The 18,112-nt window shown below is 67.8% G+C and carries 20 protein-coding genes; 10 read left to right on the top strand and 10 right to left on the bottom strand.

Annotated elements, in window-relative coordinates; genetic code table 11:
- Positions 1-26 precede the first annotated feature (26 nt).
- Positions 27-956: a DMT family transporter gene (locus C3Y15_RS23050; protein WP_069246286.1), complete on the bottom strand. Its 930-nt coding sequence runs from the start codon at positions 954-956 to the stop codon at positions 27-29.
- Between the two features lie 249 nt (positions 957-1,205).
- On the opposite strand from C3Y15_RS23050, the gene C3Y15_RS23045 reads away from it, so the two are divergent.
- A complete protein-coding gene (locus C3Y15_RS23045) occupies positions 1,206-1,640 on the top strand; it encodes a DUF1841 family protein (protein ID WP_034194031.1) in 435 nt (144 codons plus the stop codon).
- A 107-nt stretch (positions 1,641-1,747) separates the two neighbouring features.
- Here the strand turns inward: C3Y15_RS23045 and C3Y15_RS23040 are convergent, their stop codons facing one another.
- Both C3Y15_RS23040 and C3Y15_RS23035 read right to left on the bottom strand, forming a co-directional pair.
- Positions 1,748-2,107 carry a cytochrome c gene (locus C3Y15_RS23040; RefSeq protein WP_011885615.1) on the bottom strand — a complete coding sequence of 120 codons (360 nt, stop codon included), beginning with the start codon at positions 2,105-2,107 and terminating at the stop codon, positions 1,748-1,750.
- A gap of 40 nt (positions 2,108-2,147) precedes the next feature.
- Positions 2,148-2,507, bottom strand: coding sequence for a cytochrome c (locus C3Y15_RS23035; protein WP_011885616.1), 360 nt, complete (start codon positions 2,505-2,507; stop codon positions 2,148-2,150).
- Positions 2,508-2,752: 245 nt separating this feature from the next.
- On the opposite strand from C3Y15_RS23035, the gene C3Y15_RS23030 reads away from it, so the two are divergent.
- The 5 genes from C3Y15_RS23030 to C3Y15_RS23010 all read left to right on the top strand — a co-directional run bounded on the left by C3Y15_RS23030 (position 2,753) and on the right by C3Y15_RS23010 (position 7,886).
- Positions 2,753-3,595: a MoxR family ATPase gene (locus tag C3Y15_RS23030; protein WP_034194030.1), complete on the top strand. Its 843-nt coding sequence runs from the start codon at positions 2,753-2,755 to the stop codon at positions 3,593-3,595.
- 21 nt (positions 3,596-3,616) lie between these two features.
- Positions 3,617-4,792 (top strand): VWA domain-containing protein, encoded by a 1,176-nt coding sequence (locus tag C3Y15_RS23025; protein ID WP_011885618.1) that lies wholly within the window; start codon positions 3,617-3,619, stop codon positions 4,790-4,792.
- A 56-nt stretch (positions 4,793-4,848) separates the two neighbouring features.
- Positions 4,849-6,060, top strand: coding sequence for a benzoate/H(+) symporter BenE family transporter (locus tag C3Y15_RS23020; RefSeq protein WP_014723415.1), 1,212 nt, complete (start codon positions 4,849-4,851; stop codon positions 6,058-6,060).
- Between the two features lie 172 nt (positions 6,061-6,232).
- Entirely contained in the window at positions 6,233-7,186 is a 954-nt protein-coding gene (gene tal, locus C3Y15_RS23015) for a transaldolase (RefSeq protein ID WP_011885620.1), read from the top strand.
- A 244-nt stretch (positions 7,187-7,430) separates the two neighbouring features.
- Complete coding sequence (locus C3Y15_RS23010; RefSeq protein ID WP_011885621.1) at positions 7,431-7,886, top strand: VOC family protein; 456 nt, start codon at positions 7,431-7,433, stop codon at positions 7,884-7,886.
- Positions 7,887-7,947: 61 nt separating this feature from the next.
- Here C3Y15_RS23010 and C3Y15_RS23005 read toward each other — a convergent pair whose 3' ends face one another.
- From C3Y15_RS23005 to C3Y15_RS22995, 3 genes are all read right to left on the bottom strand, one after another.
- Complete coding sequence (locus C3Y15_RS23005) at positions 7,948-9,498, bottom strand: sodium:solute symporter family protein (protein WP_011885622.1); 1,551 nt, start codon at positions 9,496-9,498, stop codon at positions 7,948-7,950.
- A complete protein-coding gene (locus tag C3Y15_RS23000) occupies positions 9,495-9,737 on the bottom strand; it encodes a DUF3311 domain-containing protein (RefSeq protein ID WP_011885623.1) in 243 nt (80 codons plus the stop codon). The genes C3Y15_RS23005 and C3Y15_RS23000 overlap by 4 nt, the downstream gene beginning before the upstream one ends.
- A 198-nt stretch (positions 9,738-9,935) precedes the next feature.
- Entirely contained in the window at positions 9,936-10,853 is a 918-nt protein-coding gene (locus C3Y15_RS22995) for a spermidine synthase (RefSeq protein ID WP_014723418.1), read from the bottom strand.
- A 167-nt stretch (positions 10,854-11,020) separates the two neighbouring features.
- Here C3Y15_RS22995 and C3Y15_RS22990 point away from each other — a divergent pair, with 167 nt between their 5' ends.
- Both C3Y15_RS22990 and C3Y15_RS22985 read left to right on the top strand, forming a co-directional pair.
- Positions 11,021-11,299 carry a YlcI/YnfO family protein gene (locus C3Y15_RS22990; RefSeq protein WP_059696084.1) on the top strand — a complete coding sequence of 93 codons (279 nt, stop codon included), beginning with the start codon at positions 11,021-11,023 and terminating at the stop codon, positions 11,297-11,299.
- Positions 11,296-11,604 (top strand): type II toxin-antitoxin system RelE/ParE family toxin, encoded by a 309-nt coding sequence (locus C3Y15_RS22985; protein ID WP_059474968.1) that lies wholly within the window; start codon positions 11,296-11,298, stop codon positions 11,602-11,604. Before C3Y15_RS22990 ends, C3Y15_RS22985 begins: the two co-directional genes overlap by 4 nt.
- 23 nt (positions 11,605-11,627) lie before the next feature.
- Here the strand turns inward: C3Y15_RS22985 and C3Y15_RS22980 are convergent, their stop codons facing one another.
- The 4 genes from C3Y15_RS22980 to C3Y15_RS22965 all read right to left on the bottom strand — a co-directional run bounded on the left by C3Y15_RS22980 (position 11,628) and on the right by C3Y15_RS22965 (position 16,223).
- Complete coding sequence (locus C3Y15_RS22980) at positions 11,628-12,104, bottom strand: DNA-deoxyinosine glycosylase (protein WP_059474967.1); 477 nt, start codon at positions 12,102-12,104, stop codon at positions 11,628-11,630.
- Positions 12,104-12,700 (bottom strand): chorismate lyase, encoded by a 597-nt coding sequence (locus C3Y15_RS22975; RefSeq protein ID WP_069246389.1) that lies wholly within the window; start codon positions 12,698-12,700, stop codon positions 12,104-12,106. Before C3Y15_RS22975 ends, C3Y15_RS22980 begins: the two co-directional genes overlap by 1 nt.
- A gap of 8 nt (positions 12,701-12,708) precedes the next feature.
- A complete protein-coding gene (gene htpG, locus C3Y15_RS22970) occupies positions 12,709-14,607 on the bottom strand; it encodes a molecular chaperone HtpG (RefSeq protein ID WP_045578897.1) in 1,899 nt (632 codons plus the stop codon).
- A gap of 155 nt (positions 14,608-14,762) precedes the next feature.
- Positions 14,763-16,223: a PLP-dependent aminotransferase family protein gene (locus tag C3Y15_RS22965; RefSeq protein ID WP_034194022.1), complete on the bottom strand. Its 1,461-nt coding sequence runs from the start codon at positions 16,221-16,223 to the stop codon at positions 14,763-14,765.
- A 193-nt stretch (positions 16,224-16,416) separates the two neighbouring features.
- On the opposite strand from C3Y15_RS22965, the gene C3Y15_RS22955 reads away from it, so the two are divergent.
- Positions 16,417-17,112, top strand: a complete 696-nt coding sequence (locus C3Y15_RS22955; RefSeq protein ID WP_059474966.1) for a VOC family protein — start codon at positions 16,417-16,419, stop codon at positions 17,110-17,112.
- A gap of 76 nt (positions 17,113-17,188) precedes the next feature.
- Positions 17,189-18,097: a DMT family transporter gene (locus C3Y15_RS22950; RefSeq protein ID WP_011885632.1), complete on the top strand. Its 909-nt coding sequence runs from the start codon at positions 17,189-17,191 to the stop codon at positions 18,095-18,097.
- The last annotated feature ends 15 nt before the right edge of the window (positions 18,098-18,112 follow it).

Raw genomic sequence — 18,112 nt, 5'->3', positions numbered from 1 at the left:
CACCACCGCCGCCCTTCCGCCCCCCGCTACGCGTTGGACGTCGCCGTCGTATCGTCGACCGCCGCGCCGCCCGCACGCACGAGCGCCAGCACGGCCGCGAGAATCGCGAGGCCGCCGACCCACTGCAGCGGCGACAACGCCTCGCCGAACAGCAGCGCCGCGAGCGCGACCGTCACGACCGGCTCGAGCGTCGACAGCATCGACGTGCGCGCGGCGCCGAGCCGCTCGAGGCCGGCGAAGAACGCCAGCATCGCGGCGACCGTCGAGACCAGCGCGATCGCCAGCATCGACGCCCAGCCGCCGGCCGTCGCTGGCCAGCGCGGCGGCGCGCCGAACGCCGCTGTCCGCACGACAGCGATTGCGACGAGCGTCGCGGTGGCCGACAGGCAGATGATCGCAGTAGTCGCGAGCGGATCGACGCCGCGTGTCGCCTTCGTGCCGCCGACGATGTACAGCGAATAGATCACCGCGGCCGCCAGCGCGAGCCCAATGCCGAGCGGCTCGCCATGCCCGCCGCCGACCATCAGCGCCGAGCCGGCCACGCACAGCACGAGCGCGACGGCCTTCGCGCGCGTCAGGCGCTCGCCGAGCCACCATGCTGCGAGCAGCGTGACGAAGGCCGGATACAGATAGAGCAGCAACGCGACGAGGCTCGCCTGCGCATGCTGAAGCGCGCTGAAATAGCAGAACGACTGCCCGACGTAGCCGAGCGCGCCCATCGCGACGAGCGGCGCGAGCCTGCGCCCGCGCGGCCACGCGACGCGCCGCCGCCGCGCAATCGCCGCGAGGATCGCGCCGCCGATCGCGAACCGCACGATCAGCAGGCCGAGCACGTCGACGCCGGCCGCATACGCATAGCGGCCGAAAATCGCCATCGCGCCGAACGCGGCGGCGGACAGCGCGACATAGAACGCGCCTCGCAGCGCGGCGGACGATGAACGGGCGGTGGCGGACATGATGGAGCGCAACGAGCGCGACGACGGCGATCGACGGAGTCTAGCGGTCCGGCGTCCGCAAGCCTAGCCCCCGCTCATCCGTTGCGAGGCGCGCGGCCAACGCGGCCTGCGCACCCAATCGCGGCCGCCCGCCGCATCCCGCAACGCGCGTTCCGCTCGCGCCCAACCGCCCGCCAGCACCGCCCGCCGACCCGGCGTACAATGCGCGACGCGGCATCAGGCCGTCCGAATCACGACGTTTCCCCGATCATGTTCAATCCGAGTCGCGACGAAGTCCGTCGCTTTTTCACCGAAACCTGGCGCAAGCAGCGCGCAGGCGAGATCCTGACGCCGCTGGAAGCGATGGCCGCCGACTGGATCGTCGAACACCCCGAATACCACGACGAGCTCGCGGACGCCGACGGCGCCGCCGCGCGCAACTACACGCCCGAGGAAGGTCGCACGAACCCGTTCCTGCACCTGTCGATGCACCTCGCGATCAGCGAGCAGTTGTCGATCGACCAGCCGCCCGGCATCCGCGCCGCGCACGACAAGCTGGCCGCGAAGCTCGACTCGACGCACGAAGCGCAGCACACGATCATGGAATGTCTCGGCGAGACGATCTGGGAAGCGCAGCGCACCGGCACGCCGCCGGACACCGACGCCTATCTGCAACGCATCCTGCGCCGCGCGTCGCGCGACTGACCGCGGGCCGCAGCGCGATCGCCGGCCGCCGGCCGCCGCCGCGCGGACAAAAAAATACCCCGCCGCGGCGGGGTATTTCGCTGCACGGGCCGCTCGGCCCGGCACACTTACTTCTTGAAGACGAGATCGGTTTCTTTCAGCGACTCGATGTAGGCGGCGATGTCCTTCATGTCGCTCACCGACAGATTCTGCACCTGCGCCTGCATGATCGCGTTGTTGCGGCCGAGCAGCGGGTTCGTCAGCCCCATCTGGTACTGGCGCATCGCCCACACGAGGTAGTCGGCGTGCTGGCCCGCGAGGCGCGGATATTCGGCGTTGATCGGCTTGTTCAGTTGCGCGCCGTGGCAGGCCGCGCAGTTGTGCGACTCGACCAGTTCCTTGCCCTTCGTCGTGTCCGCCGCATGCGCGGTACCGATCGCGAGGCCGGCCGCCAGTGCCACCGCCGCCGTCTTGAATGCGTTGTTCATGAATGCTCCTGTCCCGCCGGTCTGATCGGCGGCGCGCGCTTTACTTGTAGGGATTGTCCTTCGTGTCGGCCTTCTGGGCGGCATAGTAGGCCGCCAGATCCGCGATGTCCTGATCCGTCAGCGAACCGGCGATCGCATTCATCGACGGGAAGTGACGATCCTTCTTGCGGTAGGCCTTCAGCGCGTTCTCGAGATATTGCTGGTTCTGGCCGCCGAGGACGGGCACCCGGTAGACCTCCGGGTACGCCGCGCGGTAATCCTGGATGCCGTGGCAACCGATGCACATGGCGGCCTTGCTCGCCCCGTCCTTCGGGTTGCCGACCACACCGGCCGCCTGCGCGCTGCCCGCGAGCGCCACGAGCGCCGCGACAACGACGTGTTTGCCGACGAATTTGTTCATAGCTCTTGTAACCTAGCTTGAGGGGAAACTGGCGCCGAAGCGGCAACGGCCCGCGCCGTTTTGCTTATCGGTCGCCACGCAGGCCAAAAAAAACGGCCAGATTGTACCGCGTCGGCGGGGAATGCGTCCACACGGCGCCCGCGCCCGGCCCGCCGCAGCCCCGGCAACGATACGCGGGAGCGCGCCAACCGGACAGCCCTTCTGACTTATACTGGTTTTTTTTGAGACCAGAAAAGAGCGCCGCCATGCGTTTCGAAGGATCCTCGCACTACGTCGCCACCGACGACCTGAAGCTCGCGGTCAACGCCGCACTGACGCTGCAGCGCCCGCTGCTGATCAAGGGCGAACCCGGCACCGGCAAGACGATGCTCGCCGAGGAAGTGGCCGCCGCGCTCGACATGCCGCTGCTGCAGTGGCACATCAAGTCGACCACCAAAGCGCAGCAGGGCCTGTACGAATACGACGCCGTCTCGCGCCTGCGCGACTCGCAGCTCGGCGACGAACGCGTGAAGGACATCGCGAACTACATCGTGAAAGGCGTGCTGTGGCAGGCGTTCGACGCCGAGCGCCCGAGCGTGCTGCTGATCGACGAGATCGACAAGGCCGACATCGAATTCCCGAACGACCTGCTGCGCGAGCTCGACCGCATGGAGTTCCACGTGTACGAGACGCGCGAGACGGTGCGCGCGAAGCATCGCCCGCTCGTGATCATCACGTCGAACAACGAGAAGGAATTGCCCGACGCGTTCCTGCGCCGCTGCTTCTTCCACTACATCCAGTTTCCCGATGCGTCGACGATGCAGAAGATCGTCGCGGTCCACTTCCCGAACATCCGCGAGGAGCTGCTGCAGGCCGCGCTGCAGAGTTTCTTCGAATTGCGCAGCGTGTCGGGCCTCAAGAAGAAGCCGTCGACGTCCGAGCTGCTCGACTGGCTGAAGCTGCTGCTCGCCGAGAACATCCCCGCCGACGCGCTGCGCGGCGCCGACGCGAAGCAGATCGTCCCGCCGCTCGCCGGCGCGCTGCTGAAGAACGAGCAGGATCTGAGCCTGCTCGAGCGGCTCGTCTACATGAACCGGCACAACCGGTAACCCACGCGCGAAGGCCCGGCCATGCTGCTCAATTTCTTCTACGCGCTGCGCGCAGCCAAGCTGCCCGTCTCGGTGAAGGAATACCTGACGCTGCTCGAAGCGCTGAAGGCCGGCCTGATCTCGCCGTCGATCGACGCGTTCTACTTCCTCGCGCGGATGACGCTCGTGAAGGACGAGCAGTACTTCGACAAGTTCGACCAGGCGTTCGGCGCGTATTTCCACGGCGTGTCCGCGCTGCCGTCCGACGCGTTCGACATTCCGCTCGACTGGCTCGAGAAGCGCCTCGAGCGCGAGCTGTCGCCGGACGAGAAGGCGCAGATCGAAGCGATGGGCGGGCTCGACAAGCTGATGGCGCGCCTGAAGGCGCTGCTCGACGAGCAGAAGGAGCGCCACGAAGGCGGCAACAAGTGGATCGGCACCGGCGGCACCTCGCCGTTCGGCCACGGCGGCTACAACCCCGAAGGGATCCGCATCGGCGGCCCGTCGAACGGCAACCGCACCGCGGTCAAGGTGTGGGAGGCGCGCGCGTATCGCGACTACGACGACTCGGTGGAGATCGGCACGCGCAACATCAAGGTCGCGCTGCGCCGCCTGCGCCGCTTCGCGCGCGAAGGCGCGGCCGAGGAGCTCGACCTGCCCGGCACGATCCGCAGCACGGCCGCGAACGCCGGCTGGCTCGATCTGCGGATGGTGCCCGAGCGCCACAACAACGTGAAGGTGCTGATGCTGCTCGACGTCGGCGGCTCGATGGACGACCACATCAAGCGCACCGAAGAACTGTTCTCGGCCGCGAAGGCCGAGTTCAAGCACCTCGAGTTCTACTATTTCCACAACTGCGTGTACGACCACCTGTGGAAGAACAATCGCCGGCGCCAGTCGGAGCGCACCGCGACGTGGGACGTGCTGCACAAGTTCACGCCCGACTACAAGCTGATCTTCGTCGGCGACGCGACGATGAGCCCGTACGAAGTGCTGCAGCCCGGCGGCTCGGTCGAATACAACAACCCGGAGGCCGGCGCCGTGTGGCTGCGCCGCTTCGCCGACCAGTTCCCCCACCATGCATGGCTGAACCCGGAGCCCGAGCGGCTATGGGAATACCGGCAGTCGATCGCGATCATTCGCGACGTGCTCGGCCAGCGCATGTATCCGCTCACGCTCGCGGGCCTCGAAACCGCGATGCGCACGCTCAGCAAATAACGAACCCACCCAGCAGACCCGCAGGCCGCACGGGCGGCCTCCCCCTCGGAGATAGCATGAATCCCTCGCCCACCGCGAGCGCAGGCCGCGCCGGCGGCCGCCGCTTTTTCGCCGATACGTCGGTGTCGGCGCTCGTCGCCGGCTTCGTCGCGATGATGACCGGCTACACGAGCTCGCTCGTGCTGATGTTCCAGGCCGGCCGCGCCGCGCACCTCACCGATGCGCAAATCTCGTCGTGGATCTGGGCGCTGTCGATCGGCATGGCGCTCACGACCATCGGGCTGTCGCTGCGGTTTCGCGCGCCGGTCGTCGTCGCGTGGTCGACGCCGGGCGCCGCGCTGCTGATCGCGTCGCTGCCCGGCGTGCCGTATCCCGAAGCGATCGGCGCGTTCGTCGTCTGCGCGCTGCTGCTGACGGCCGTCGGCGTGAGCGGGCTGTTCGATACGCTGATGAAGCGCATTCCGGCCGGCATCGCGGCCGCGTTGCTCGCCGGCATCCTGTTCGAGATCGGCATCGAGATCTTCCGCGCGGCCCAGTTCCAGACCGCCCTCGTGCTCGCGATGTTCTTCACCTACCTGATCGTCAAGCGCGCCGCGCCGCGCTACGCGATCGTCACGACGCTGATCGTCGGCACCGCGGTGGCCGGCGGCCTCGGCCTGCTCGACTTCAGCCGCTTCCACATCGCGCTCGCGCAGCCGGTGTTCACGATGCCGGCGTTCTCGATCGCGTCGATCGTCAGCATCGGCATTCCCCTGTTCGTCGTTGCGATGGCGTCGCAGAACGTGCCGGGCATCGCGGTGCTGCGCGCGGACGGCTATGCGACGCCGTCGTCGCCGCTGATCGCGACGACCGGGCTCGCCTCGCTGCTGCTCGCGCCGTTCGGCTCGCACGGCGTGAACCTCGCGGCGATCACGGCCGCGATCTGCACCGGCCCCGAAGCGCACGAGGATCACGCGAAGCGCTACACGGCCGCCGTCTGGTGCGGCACCTTCTATCTGATCGCCGGCGTGTTCGGCGCGACGATCGCCGCGCTGTTCGCGGCGCTGCCGAAGGCGCTGGTCGTGTCGGTCGCAGCGCTCGCGCTGTTCGGCTCGATCATGAGCGGGCTCGCGAATGCGATGCAGGACGTGAAGCAGCGCGAAGCAGCGCTCGTCACGTTCATGGTCACGGCGTCGGGCCTCACGCTGCTGTCGATCGGATCGGCGTTCTGGGGGCTCGTGGCCGGGATCGTCACGCAAGTGATCCTGAACGCGCGACGCCCCGCATAACCGCGCGCACGGCGCCGCCTCGTGCCGGCCGAGCGGCGCGCCATCACGTGCGCGACGCGAATCGGGCCTAGAATAGTGGATCGCAGGCGGCGCCCCGCGCCGTCTCGCTTCGCTGCCGCGCTCGCGCGGCCCGTGAGAACCCAGGCGCCTTGCGCCCTCCTCCCGAATCGCCATGACTACCGCACTCGACCAGCTGAAGCAGTACACGACCGTCGTCGCCGACACGGGCGATTTCCAGCAGCTCGCGCAATACAAGCCGCAGGACGCGACCACGAACCCGTCGCTGATCCTGAAGGCCGTCCAGAAGGACGCGTACAAGCCGATTCTCGAGAAAACCGTCCGCGATCACCGCAACGAAAGCACCGATTTCATCATCGATCGCCTGCTGATCGCATTCGGCACCGAGATCCTGAAGCTGATCCCGGGCCGCGTGTCGACCGAAGTCGACGCGCGCCTGTCGTTCGACACGCAGCGCTCGATCGACAAGGGCCGCGAGCTCATCAAGCTGTACGAAGCAGCCGGCATCGGCCGCGAACGCATCCTGATCAAGCTCGCCTCGACCTGGGAAGGCATCCGCGCGGCGCAGGTGCTGCAGCAGGAAGGGATCAAGTGCAACATGACCCTGCTTTTCTCGCTGGTGCAGGCCGCCGCGTGCGCCGAAGCGGGCGCGCAGCTGATCTCGCCGTTCGTCGGCCGCATCTACGACTGGTACAAGAAGCAGGCCGGCGCCGACTGGGACGAAGCGAAGGACGGCGGCGCGAACGATCCGGGCGTGCAGTCCGTGCGCCGCATCTACACCTACTACAAGACGTTCGGATACCACACCGAGGTGATGGGCGCGAGCTTCCGCACGACGAGCCAGATCATCGAGCTGGCCGGCTGCGATCTGCTGACCATCAGCCCCGACCTGCTGCAGAAGCTGCAGGACAGCAACGATCCGGTCGAGCGCAAGCTGTCGCCCGACGCGCTGCACGACAAGCCCACCGAACGCGTCGCGATCGACGAAGCGTCGTTCCGCTTCCAGCTGAACGACGACGCGATGGCGACGGAAAAACTTGCCGAAGGCATCCGCGTATTCGCCGCCGATGCGGTCAAGCTCGAGAAACTGATCGCCGCGCTGCGCTGAGCCTGGCGGCGCGCGAGCGCGGCGGGCAAGCTTGCCGCCGCACTGGCAGCAGCCGTCACCATGCGTGCCCGACGGCCGCGAACTGCATGTTCGCGGCCGTTTTTATTTTTCGTTCGATCTCCGGGCCCGCGCACTACAATCCACGTCACGAGTGCGCCGGCCGCATCCCGGCGCGCCGTTTCGGTCAATCGTCGCAGCACCCGGCGCGGCGCCGACATGCCGCTCCGGTCAACAGGAGACAACGATGCAGGTCCAACCGTATCTGACGTTCTATGGCCGTGCGGAAGAAGCCCTTCAGTTCTACGAACGGGCGCTTGGCGCGAAGACGATGTTCAAGATGCACTTCAAGGATGCGCCGCCGAACCCCGATTTCCCGATGTCGCCGGAGATGGCCGACAAGGTGATGCATGCCAGTTTCACGATCGGCGACTCGATGATCATGTGCTCGGACGGCGACTGCAGCCAGCCGGGCGGCGGCGCGCACGCCGGCTATTCGCTGTCGCTGAACCCGGCGACGGTCGAAGACGGCCAGAAGCTGTTCGACGCGCTCGCCGACGGCGGCGAAGTGACGATGCCGTTCGGCAAGACGTTCTGGGCGCTCGGCTTCGGGATGGCGAAGGATCGCTTCGGCGTGCACTGGATGGTCAACGTCGAGGATCTGTCGCAGCGCGACGACCTCGCGAAGCACGCGCAAGCCTGACGCAAATGACAACGCCCGCCGCTGCGCAGCGGCGGGCGTCCTTCCTGCGGGGCAGCCGGCTTCAGCCCTCGATCACGTCGAGATAGTCTTCGGGCCGCGTGCGATCCTCCGCATGCGCGACGCCCATCGCGCGCACCAGCACGCTCACCACCACCGACACGACCAGGTTCACGATCAGCGACCACACCGCCGCATAGCCGGGAATCGCGAGACCGAACAGATGGATCGTGAAGATCGAACTCGCCAGCTTCAGCGAGATCGCCATCCACGTCCCGCAGACGATGCCTGCCGCCCAGCCGGCCAGCAGCCCGCGATGGTCGAGCACGCGCGTGTACAGGCCGAGCACGATCGCCGGCAGCGTCTGGATGATCCAGATCCCGCCGAGCAGTTGCAGCTGGATCGCATACGTGAGCGGCAGCCCGAGGATGAACGCGACCGCGCCGACCTTCACGATCAGCGACACCAGCTTCGCGACGTGCGTCTCCTGGTGGTGCGTCATGTTGCGGTTGACGAACTCGCGGTGGATGTTGCGCGTATAGAGGTTCGCGGCCGCGATCGACATGATCGCCGCCGGCACCAGCGCGCCGATGCCGATCGCCGCGAACGCGACGCCGACGAACCACGACGGGAAGTAGTTGAGGAACAGCGCGGGCACCGCGAAGTTCGGGCCGAACGCCTTGAAGTACGGCGCGTATTGCGGCATGTCCTTCACGCCGGAGGCGAGCGCCATGTAGCCGAGCAGCGCGAGCAGGCCGAGCACGAACGAATACGCGGGCAGCATCGCCATGTTGCGACGAATCGTGTTGCCCGACGACGACGACAGGATCGCCGTGACCGAATGCGGATACAGGAACAACGCGAGCGCGGAGCCGATCGCGAGCGTCGCGTAGGCGCTGTAGCCGTTCAGGCTCGTCGCGTCCGGCGCCTTGAGCAGCAGCTTGGCCGGCGGCACCGTCGCGAAGATGTGCCCGAAGCCGCCGAGCTTGGCCGGGATCACGATGATCGCCGCGGCGATCGTGATGTAGATCAGGATGTCCTTCACGATCGCGATCATCGCCGGTGCGCGCAGCCCCGACGTGTAGGTGTACGCGGCGAGGATCGCGAACGCGATGATCAGCGGCAGGTCGCCGACGAAGCCGGTGGTGTCGAAGCCGAGCGCGCCGATCACCACTTCGATGCCGACCAGCTGCAGCGCGATGTACGGCATGGTCGCGACGATGCCCGTCACCGCGATCGCGAGCGCGAGCATCCGGCTGCCGTAGCGGGCGTGGACGAAATCGGCCGCGGTCACGTAGCCGTGACGCTTCGCGATGCTCCACAACTTCGGAAACACGACGAACGCAAACGGATAGATCAGGATCGTGTACGGCAACGCGAAGAAGCCCATCGCGCCGGCGCCGAACACGAGCGCGGGCACCGCGACGAACGTGTAGGCCGTATAGAGATCGCCGCCGAGCAGGAACCACGTGACGATCGTGCCGAAGCGGCGGCCGCCGAGGCCCCATTCGTCGAGATGGGCGAGATCGCCGCGCCGCCAGTTCGCGGCGAGAAAGCCGAGGATGGTGACGCCGATGAACAGCAGGACGAAGACGAAGGTGGCGCCGAGGTTCATTGCGCACCTCCCTGCGAGCCGCCGGCCTTCCATGCGTGCTTGGTCTTCCGGTACACGAACGCGGTGATCACCGCGCTAATGAACACCCACAGCAGCTGGTACCAGTAGAAGAACGGAAACCCGAACCATTGCGGTTCGATCTTGCTGTACGACGGCACCCAGACCATCGCGATCAGCGGCAGCACCAGCAGCCAGAGCCAGCGCTTCGCGGCCCGATTGGCGTCGGCATCGTGAGCCATGACGTCTCCTCATCATTCCCGGTTATCGATCTTGTTGAGCGGGTACGGCGGCGAGAGGAGCGGCAAAACGGGTAAGCTGCGGCTCCCCTGGCTTCGCGCAAGTATAGGAGCCGCGGCTGCGTGGTCAAGCGGGGGCGAACCCGAGGTGATCCGCCCCCGCACGCGCGGTTGCACCGGCATGCGGCCGGTGCCTCAGCGTCAGATCGCGAACGAGGCGTCGCGTGCGCCGGTCGTTTCTTTCAAGGCTTTCACCCAGCTGCGGGCGGGCAGCTTGAGCGTGTCTTCGATCAGCTTCGCGCGTGCTTCGAGCTGCGCGAACGACACGTCGAGCGCGGGGCCGGAGAACGCGATCGCGATCCGGTTGCCGTCGTGCACTTCCGGCAGCGCGACCACGCGATGATCGAACGCCGCGTTCAGGTGCTTCATGTTGCGCACGAAGCTCGGATGATCGCCGAACAGGTTGATCGTCGCGATGCCCGCGTCGGCGAGGCAGCCGCGCACCGCGCGGTAGAACGCGACGCTGTCGAGCACCGGGCCGCGGGCGGTCGCGTCGTACAGGTCGATCTGCAGCGCGCCCGTCGTGCCGCGGTTGGCCGGATCGTTGACGAAGTCCCACGCGTCGGCCTCGTGAACGACCAGGCGCGCGTCGTCCGGCGGCAGCGCGAACATCGTGCGCGCCGCGACGATCACGGCCGGGTTCAGCTCCACGGCCTCGACCTTCGCGTGCGGCAGGAAGCGATGCGCGAACTTGGTCAGCGCGCCGGTGCCCAGGCCGAGCTGAACGATGCGCGCGGGCGTTTCGAGGAACAGCAGCCATGCCATCATCTGCTGCGCGTATTCGAGTTCGATCGCGAACGGCTTCGACAGGCGCATCGCGCCCTGCACCCATTCGGTCCCGAAATGCAGGAAGCGCACGCCGCGCTCCTCCGAAAACGTGACGGGCGCGAAGCGCGGCTTGCGCGGCGCTTCGAGAACGGGCACGTCGTCGTGCTCGCCGATTTCCGGGCGGCGCTTCAGGCGCGGCGGCTGCAGTTTTTCGGAGCCGTTGTACGCGGACGCTTTGCGCTGCTTGAATGCGCGCGCCTCGGCGGACGCGCGCTTGATGAGTCGGGTCATGTTGAATCTCGTTGGATGACGCTGGATAAGCGGACGAGAGGATAGCATTGCTCGGTCGCGGGTCGGCGCGGCGTGCCCGGCGGACGGGGCGGCCACGGTGGCGACTCTTGCCGGCGACAAGGCCGTGCGCGACAATGCATCGCAACTGCGATACAGAAGAGGTCATGATGAAAACTGCGACTTTTCCGTCGATTCGGGTCGAACCGGAATTGCGAGAAGCGGCCGAGAACGTCCTTCAGGAAGGCGAAACGCTATCGGCATTCGTCGAGCAATCGATCCGCGAAGGCATCGAACGCCGTCGCCTCCAGAGCGAATTCATCGCGCGCGGTATCGCGTCGCGCGACGAGGCTCGTCGTACCGGGGAATATGTGTCGTCGTCCGAGGTACTGGAACGACTGGGCCGGCAGCTCGACACGCTGCGTGCCAGGACACGACAGGCGCGATGACGTATATGGTTCGCTTCACACCGGCGGCATCCCGTGATCTGAGCGAGCTCTATACGTTCATCGTCGAGCGCGACGATGCGGATGTCGAACTGGCCGAGCGTGCGCTGGCAGCTATCGCTTCGGGTATCGCAACATTGGAATCGTCGCCGTTCACGTGCCGCAAGGCTCATCCGTCGATGCCGTTTCTGCGGGAATTGCTCATCCCGTTCGGCGCATCGGGCTACGTCGCCCTGTTCGAAATCGACGACAGCCGGACGGTGACGGTCCTTGCCGTGCGTCACCAGCGAGAAAGCGACTACCACTGACGTTCGCCCGCCGCCGAAGCCGATCAACCGACGATGCGCCGCCACTGCACCAGCTTCTGCTCGAACGACAGCATCGCATACGCCGGGCTCGACGACGGCAGCACGAGCGTCTCGTAGCCGGCCTCGCCGATCACGTCGGCAAACCGCCCGGCCGTCTTCCCGTTGAAGCACACCTTCCTCAACAACGGCGCATGCGCGCGCAGCGACGCGAAGTCGTTCGGCTTCGCATTGCGGATTGCCGAATCGAGACTGCCTTGCCGATGGCACGCATCGAGGACGTCCCAGATGCCGACGCCGTACGACAGCACGCGCTCGAGCCGCGCGTCGTAGGCGAGCTCGTGGAGCCCCGGTTCGCCGAGCACCGCGCCGAGCAGGCGCCAGAACTGATTGCGCGGATGCGCGTAGTACTGCGCGGCGTCGAGCGACGCCTCGCCGGGAAAGCTGCCGAGGATCATCGTGTGCGTGTCGCGCGCGACGACGGGTGGAAAGCCTTGCAGCATCACGCGTCTGCCCGCGGCCCGAGCGAGCGCGGGCCGTCGCCGTGCGCGGCGAGATGGCGCCACAACGCCGGCAGCATGCATTCCGTGACCATCAGCGGCTCGCCGTGCCGCTGGAATACCGAGCGCCGCGCGGCGAACGCATGCGGCGCGCGCTCGCGCTGCAGCGCATGGCTCGCGAGCGCATACAGCGGATGGCCGGCGATCACGCGCCGGCTCACGAGCGCCGAGCGCGCGACCTGCGGGTCGCTGTACAGCAATTCGGCGAGCGGGCGCGTGCGCAGCCGCCGCATCGCCTGCCATGCGCCCTTGCTGGCCGCGAGCGGCGCGATGCTGTGCGCGGCGACGTACGGCACGCCGTCCACCGACAGGATCACCTCGCGCACCCACATCGGCGCGCGCGGCGCGCGTCCGACCGCGGCAGGCTCGTCGAACCACGGGCAATCGACGGCCTCGCGCGTCACGCGCACGCTCACGCTGCCGAGCCGCGCGAGATGCGCGGTCAGCGAACCGCCGCGCGTGAGCCAGTCGCGCTGCTCGAGCGTGCAGCCGGGCCGGGGCGTTGCGCGCCAGCCCGAGCGTGCGCCGTCGAATCGCATGCGCGAGTTCACGCGGCGCGCGACAGCAGCAGCGTGTTGGTGCGCTTAACGAAGCTCGCCGGATCGTCGAGCATCCCGCCTTCGGCCAGCAGCGCCTGGTCGAACAGCAGATGGCACCAGTCGCCGAAATCGGCGCTGTCGACGTTGAGCTGCTTGATGAGCGCGTGGTCCGGATTGATCTCGAGGATCGGCTGCATCGCCGGCGCGTTCTGGCCGGCCGCCTTCAGCATGCGCTGCAGGTAGCCGCTCATGTCGTTGTCGTCGGCGACGAGGCACGACGGCGAATCGGTCAGGCGGAACGTGGCGCGCACTTCCTTCACCTTGTCGCCGAGCGCTTCCTTCATCTTCTCGACGACCGGCTTGATCGCTTCGCCCGCCTGCTCCTGCGCCTTCTTCTCCTCGTCGTTCAGCTCGCCGAGGTCGAGATCGCCGCGCGCCACGCTCGCGAGCGGCTTGCCGTCGAACTCGTGCAGGAACGACAGCATCCATTCGTCGACGCGATCGGTCAGCAGCAGCACCTCGACACCCTTCTTGCGGAACACTTCCAGATGCGGGCTGTTCTTCGCGGCCTGCCACGTATCGGCGGTCACGTAGTAGATCTTGCTCTGCTCGGGCTTCATGCGCGACACGTAATCGGCGAGCGACACGTCCTGCGCGTCGGTGTCGCCGTGCGTCGACGCGAAGCGCAGCAGCTTCGCGATGCGCTCGCGGTTCGCGTGGTCCTCGCCGAGGCCTTCCTTCAGCACCTGGCCGAACGCGCTCCAGAACGTCTTGTACTTCTCCTTGCCGGCGTCGTCTTCGGCATTGGCCAGCTCCTCGAGCATCGACAGCGCGCGCTTGGTCACGCCCTCGCGGATCGCCTTCACGTCGCGGCTTTCCTGCAGGATTTCGCGCGACACGTTCAGCGGCAGGTCGGCCGAATCGACGACGCCCTTCACGAAGCGCAGGTATTGCGGCAGCAGCTGCTCGGCGTCGTCCATGATGAACACGCGCTTCACGTACAGCTTCAGGCCGCCGCGGTAGTCGCGGTTCCACAGGTCGAACGGCGCGTGCGCCGGCACGAACAGCAGCTGCGTGTATTCGCTGCGGCCTTCGACGCGGTTGTGCGTCCACGTGAGCGGATCCTGGTGGTCGTGCGCGATGTGCTGGTAGAACTGCGTGTACTGCTCGTCGCTGATGTCGCTCTTCGAGCGCGTCCACAGGGCGCTGGCCTGGTTGACCGTCTCGTCCTCGTCCTTCAGGACCATCTCGCCCTTTTCCTGGTCCCACTCTTCCTTGCGCATCAGGATCGGCAGCGCGATGTGATCGGAATACTTCTGGATGATCGACTTCAGGCGGTGCGACGACAACAGCTCGTCCTCGCCTTCGCGCAGATGCAGCGTGATCGTCGTGCCGCGCTGCGCGCGCTCGATCGCGTCGATCGTGAAGTCGCCCTCGCCGGCGCTTTCCCAGCGCACCGCTTCGTTCGCGGGCAGGCCGGCGCGGCGCGTCTCGACGGAGATCTTGTCGGCGACGATGAAGCCCGAGTAGAAGCCGACGCCGAACTGGCCGATCAGCGCCGCATCCTTCTGCTGGTCGCCGGAGAGCTTCGTGAAGAATTCCTTGGTGCCCGAACGCGCGATCGTGCCGAGGTTCGCGATCGCCTCGTCGCGGCTCATGCCGATGCCGTTGTCCTCGATCGTGATCGTGCGCGCCGCCTTGTCGAAGCCGATGCGGATGCGCAGGTTCGGATCGTTCTCGTACAGCGCGTTGTCGGCGAGCGCTTCGAAACGCAGCTTGTCGGCCGCGTCGGACGCGTTCGACACCAGTTCGCGCAGGAAGATTTCCTTGTTGCTGTAGAGCGAATGGATCATCAGGTGGAGGAGTTGCTTGACCTCTGCCTGAAAGCTCATCGTTTCGTGTGCCATGGATGCTTTTCCTCTTACTTGAACTCGAATGGTGTGGCGCGGGCGCCCGGTACGTGACGCGGGCTGGCCCGTCAAGGACGACCGCCTGGCGCAAGCGGTTTGCGCGCAAATCTGGGGACGGCCGCCCGGTTTTCAAGGGGGCGGCCGCCGCAGCGTCACGATGCGCGTCGCGCGGCCGACTCGATATAGCGCGCGAGAAACCCCGGCAGCGCCGGATCCCCGCAATTCGCGACGTTGAAGCGCGTCCACGTCGACGTCGACTGCTGCGGCGAGAACAGGCTGCCGGGCGTCAGCAAGAATCCTGCCTCGTGCGCGGCAGCGGCGAGCGCGTCCGAATCGACGCCCGTGTCGGCCCACAGGAACATCCCGGCCGCCGGCATCGTGAAGAGCCGCAGCCCGGTGCGCTCCAGCATCCGCGCGGTCTTGTCGCGCACGCCGTCGAGCCGCGCGCGCAGCCGCTCGACGTGGCGCCGGTAGTGCCCTTCGGTCAGGATCTTGTAAAGCACGCGCTCGTTGAGCTCGGGCGTCGTCATCCCGACCAGCATCTTCTGGTCGGTCACCGCCTTCGCGATCTCCGGCGCGCACGCGACGTAGCCGACCCGCAGGTTCGCCGCGAGCGTCTTCGAAAAGCTGCCCAGGTAAATGACGCGCTTGAGCTGGTCGAGGCTCGCGAGCCGCGTAGCCGAATAGCTCGGCGGGCACAGGTCGCCGTACACGTCGTCCTCGACGACGAGGAAATCGTACGCCTCGGCCAGCTTCAGGATGCGGAACGCCTGCGCGGCCGACAGCGACGTGCCGGTCGGGTTCTGCAGCACCGAATTGATCACCAGCATCTTCGGCCGCCACATCTGCACGAGCGTCTCGAGCGCGTCGAGATCGGGGCCGTCGGGCGTGTACGGCATCCCGACGAGCTGCGCGCCCTGCGCCGCAAAACGGCCGAACATCTGGAACCACGCCGGATCGCCGACGATCACCGCGTCGCCGGGCCGGACGTAGATGCGCGAGATCAGGTCGATCGCCTGCGTGATGCCCGACACCAGCACCAGCTGCTCGGGCTTGGCGCCGATCTCGACTTCGGCGAGGCGCGTCTGCAATTGCTGGCGCAGCGGCAGGAAGCCCTGCGCGGTGCCGAAGCCGAGCATCTGCGCGCCCGACTGGCGCCCGAGCGCGCGCAGCGCGCCGGTAATCAGCTCGCCGTCGAGCCAGCGGGCCGGCAGATAGCCGAGGCCCGGCCCCTTCTCCGGGCTGACGGTGTGCAGCATGTTGCGCAGCAGCCAGACGACGTCGATCGTGTTGTGCACCGGCACGGCCTCGGCCGCGCGGCCGACGTGGTCGGCCGGTTGCGGGCCCGCGGCCGTGCGTTCCCTCACGTAGAAGCCGGAGCCGCGCCGCGAGTCCAGGTAGCCCTGCGCCACCAGCCGCTCGTACGCCTCGACGACGGTGAAGCGCGACACGCTCTTGTCGAGCGCGAGCTTGCGGATCGACGGCATCCGCATGCCGGGCCGGAACACACGTTCGTCGATGCGGCGGCGCGCCCACTGGACGAGCTGGTCGACGAGCGTGAGCGTCGCCGTGTCGTGCGGCGCGGGAATCTGGGCGAGTGGGACGGTGGACATGGGCGGCAGCTCCAACTGTACCGAAGGCTATCGCGCCGATTGTACCGTTACTGTGCCGGTCCGGACGATTACAGTTGTCCGCAATGGCGATCGTGCGGCCATCGCGGGCGTGCCGCATCGGCGGCGCCTGCGGCCTCGGCCGGCCGTGCGACCGACCGCCCACCGTGACACCCTCCTTTCCCGACCGACGTTCATGCCCTCCCGTTCCCTGTCCATCGACCATCTCGTCATTGCTGCGCGCACGCTCGACGAAGGCGTGCGCCATGTCGCCCGCGCGCTCGGCATCGAACCGTCCGGCGGCGGCCGCCATCCGCTGATGCGCACCCACAACGCGCTGTTCGGCGCATGGGGCGGGCTGTACGTCGAAGTGATCGCGATCGACCCCGACGCGCCTGACACGGCTGCCCCCGACTCGACGCCGCCGCGCCCGCGGCTGTTCGCGCTCGACGATCCGGCGATGCACGCACGGCTCGCCGACGGTCCGTTCCTCGCGCACTGGGTCGCGCGCGTCGACCGGCCGCGCTCGCTCGCGCTGTGGGGGAGCCAGTACCCCGAGCGGATCGCGCCGGTCGTGGCGATGCGCCGCGGCGACCTCAGCTGGGGCCTGACGGTGCCGGACGACGGCGCGTTCCCCGCCTGGCAAGGCGCCGGCGACGGCCTCGTGCCGTCGCTGATCCAGTGGGACAGCGCGCAGCACCCGGCCGCCTCGTTGCCGGACACCGGCGTCGCGCTGAAGTCGCTCGAGGGCGTCCATCCGCGTGCCGAGGCGATCCGCGAGCAGCTCGACTGGCTCGGCGCCGCTCACCTGCTCGGCGTCGAAGCCGGCGACGGGCCGCCCGCCCTCGTCGCGCACTTCGATACGCCGCACGGCACCCGCACGCTGCGCTGAACGCCGCCGCGCGCCCGCTCACCGAAACCCGCCGATACAGCGATACACCGATACGCCGATAAGGAGCACCTACCTGATGAATTCCCGCGAAACCCGCGGCATGCTGCTCGGCCTCGTCGGCGTGATGATCTTCAGCCTCACGCTGCCGATGACGCGCATCGTCGTCTCGGAGCTCAACCCGCTTCTGAACGGGCTCGGCCGCGCGCTCGCCGCGTCGGTGCCGGCCGGCCTGCTGCTGTGGTGGCGCCGCGAGCGGCTGCCGACGCGCGCGCAGCTGAAAAGCCTCGCCGTCGTGTCGGCCGGCGTGATCGTCGCGTATCCGGTGTTCTCCGCGTGGGCGATGAAGACGGTGCCGGCGTCGCACGGCGCCGTCGTCAACGGGCTGCAGCCGCTGTTCGTCGCGCTGTACGCGGCGTGGCTGTCGCACGAACGGCCGTCGAAGGCGTTCTGGGCCAGCGCGCTGGCAGGCAGCGCGCTCGTGATCGCGTTCGCGCTGCGCGACGGCGGCGGCACCGTACAGGCGGGCGATGCACTGATGCTCGTCGCGGTCGGCATCGGCGCGCTCGGCTATGCGGAAGGCGCGCGCCTCGCGCGCCAGATCGGCGGCTGGCAGGTGATCTGCTGGGCGCTGGTCGTGTCCGCGCCGGTGCTGGTGCTGCCGGTCGGCTGGCTCGCGTGGGCGCAGCACGTCGCGCACCCGGCGCCGCTCGCGCTACGCACGTGGCTCGCGTTCGGCTACGTGACGCTGTTTTCGCAGTTCATCGGCTTTTTCGCGTGGTACGCCGGGCTCGCGATGGGCGGCACCGCCCGCGTCGGCCAGGTGCAGCTGCTGCAGATCTTCTTCACGATCGCGTTTTCCGCGCTGCTGTTCGGCGAAACGGTGACGCCCGCCACGTGGCTGTTCGCGGCCGCCGTGATCGCGACCGTGATGCTCGGCCGCCGCTCGGCGGTGGCCATGGCCGCGCGTCCCGCTCGCGCCGGCTGATGAGGTGCGCCATAA

This window comes from Burkholderia sp. B10 (assembly GCF_004368385.1).
In the GTDB taxonomy this organism is placed as follows: domain Bacteria; phylum Pseudomonadota; class Gammaproteobacteria; order Burkholderiales; family Burkholderiaceae; genus Burkholderia; species Burkholderia vietnamiensis.
This window is presented reverse-complemented; position numbering and strand designations above follow the sequence as displayed.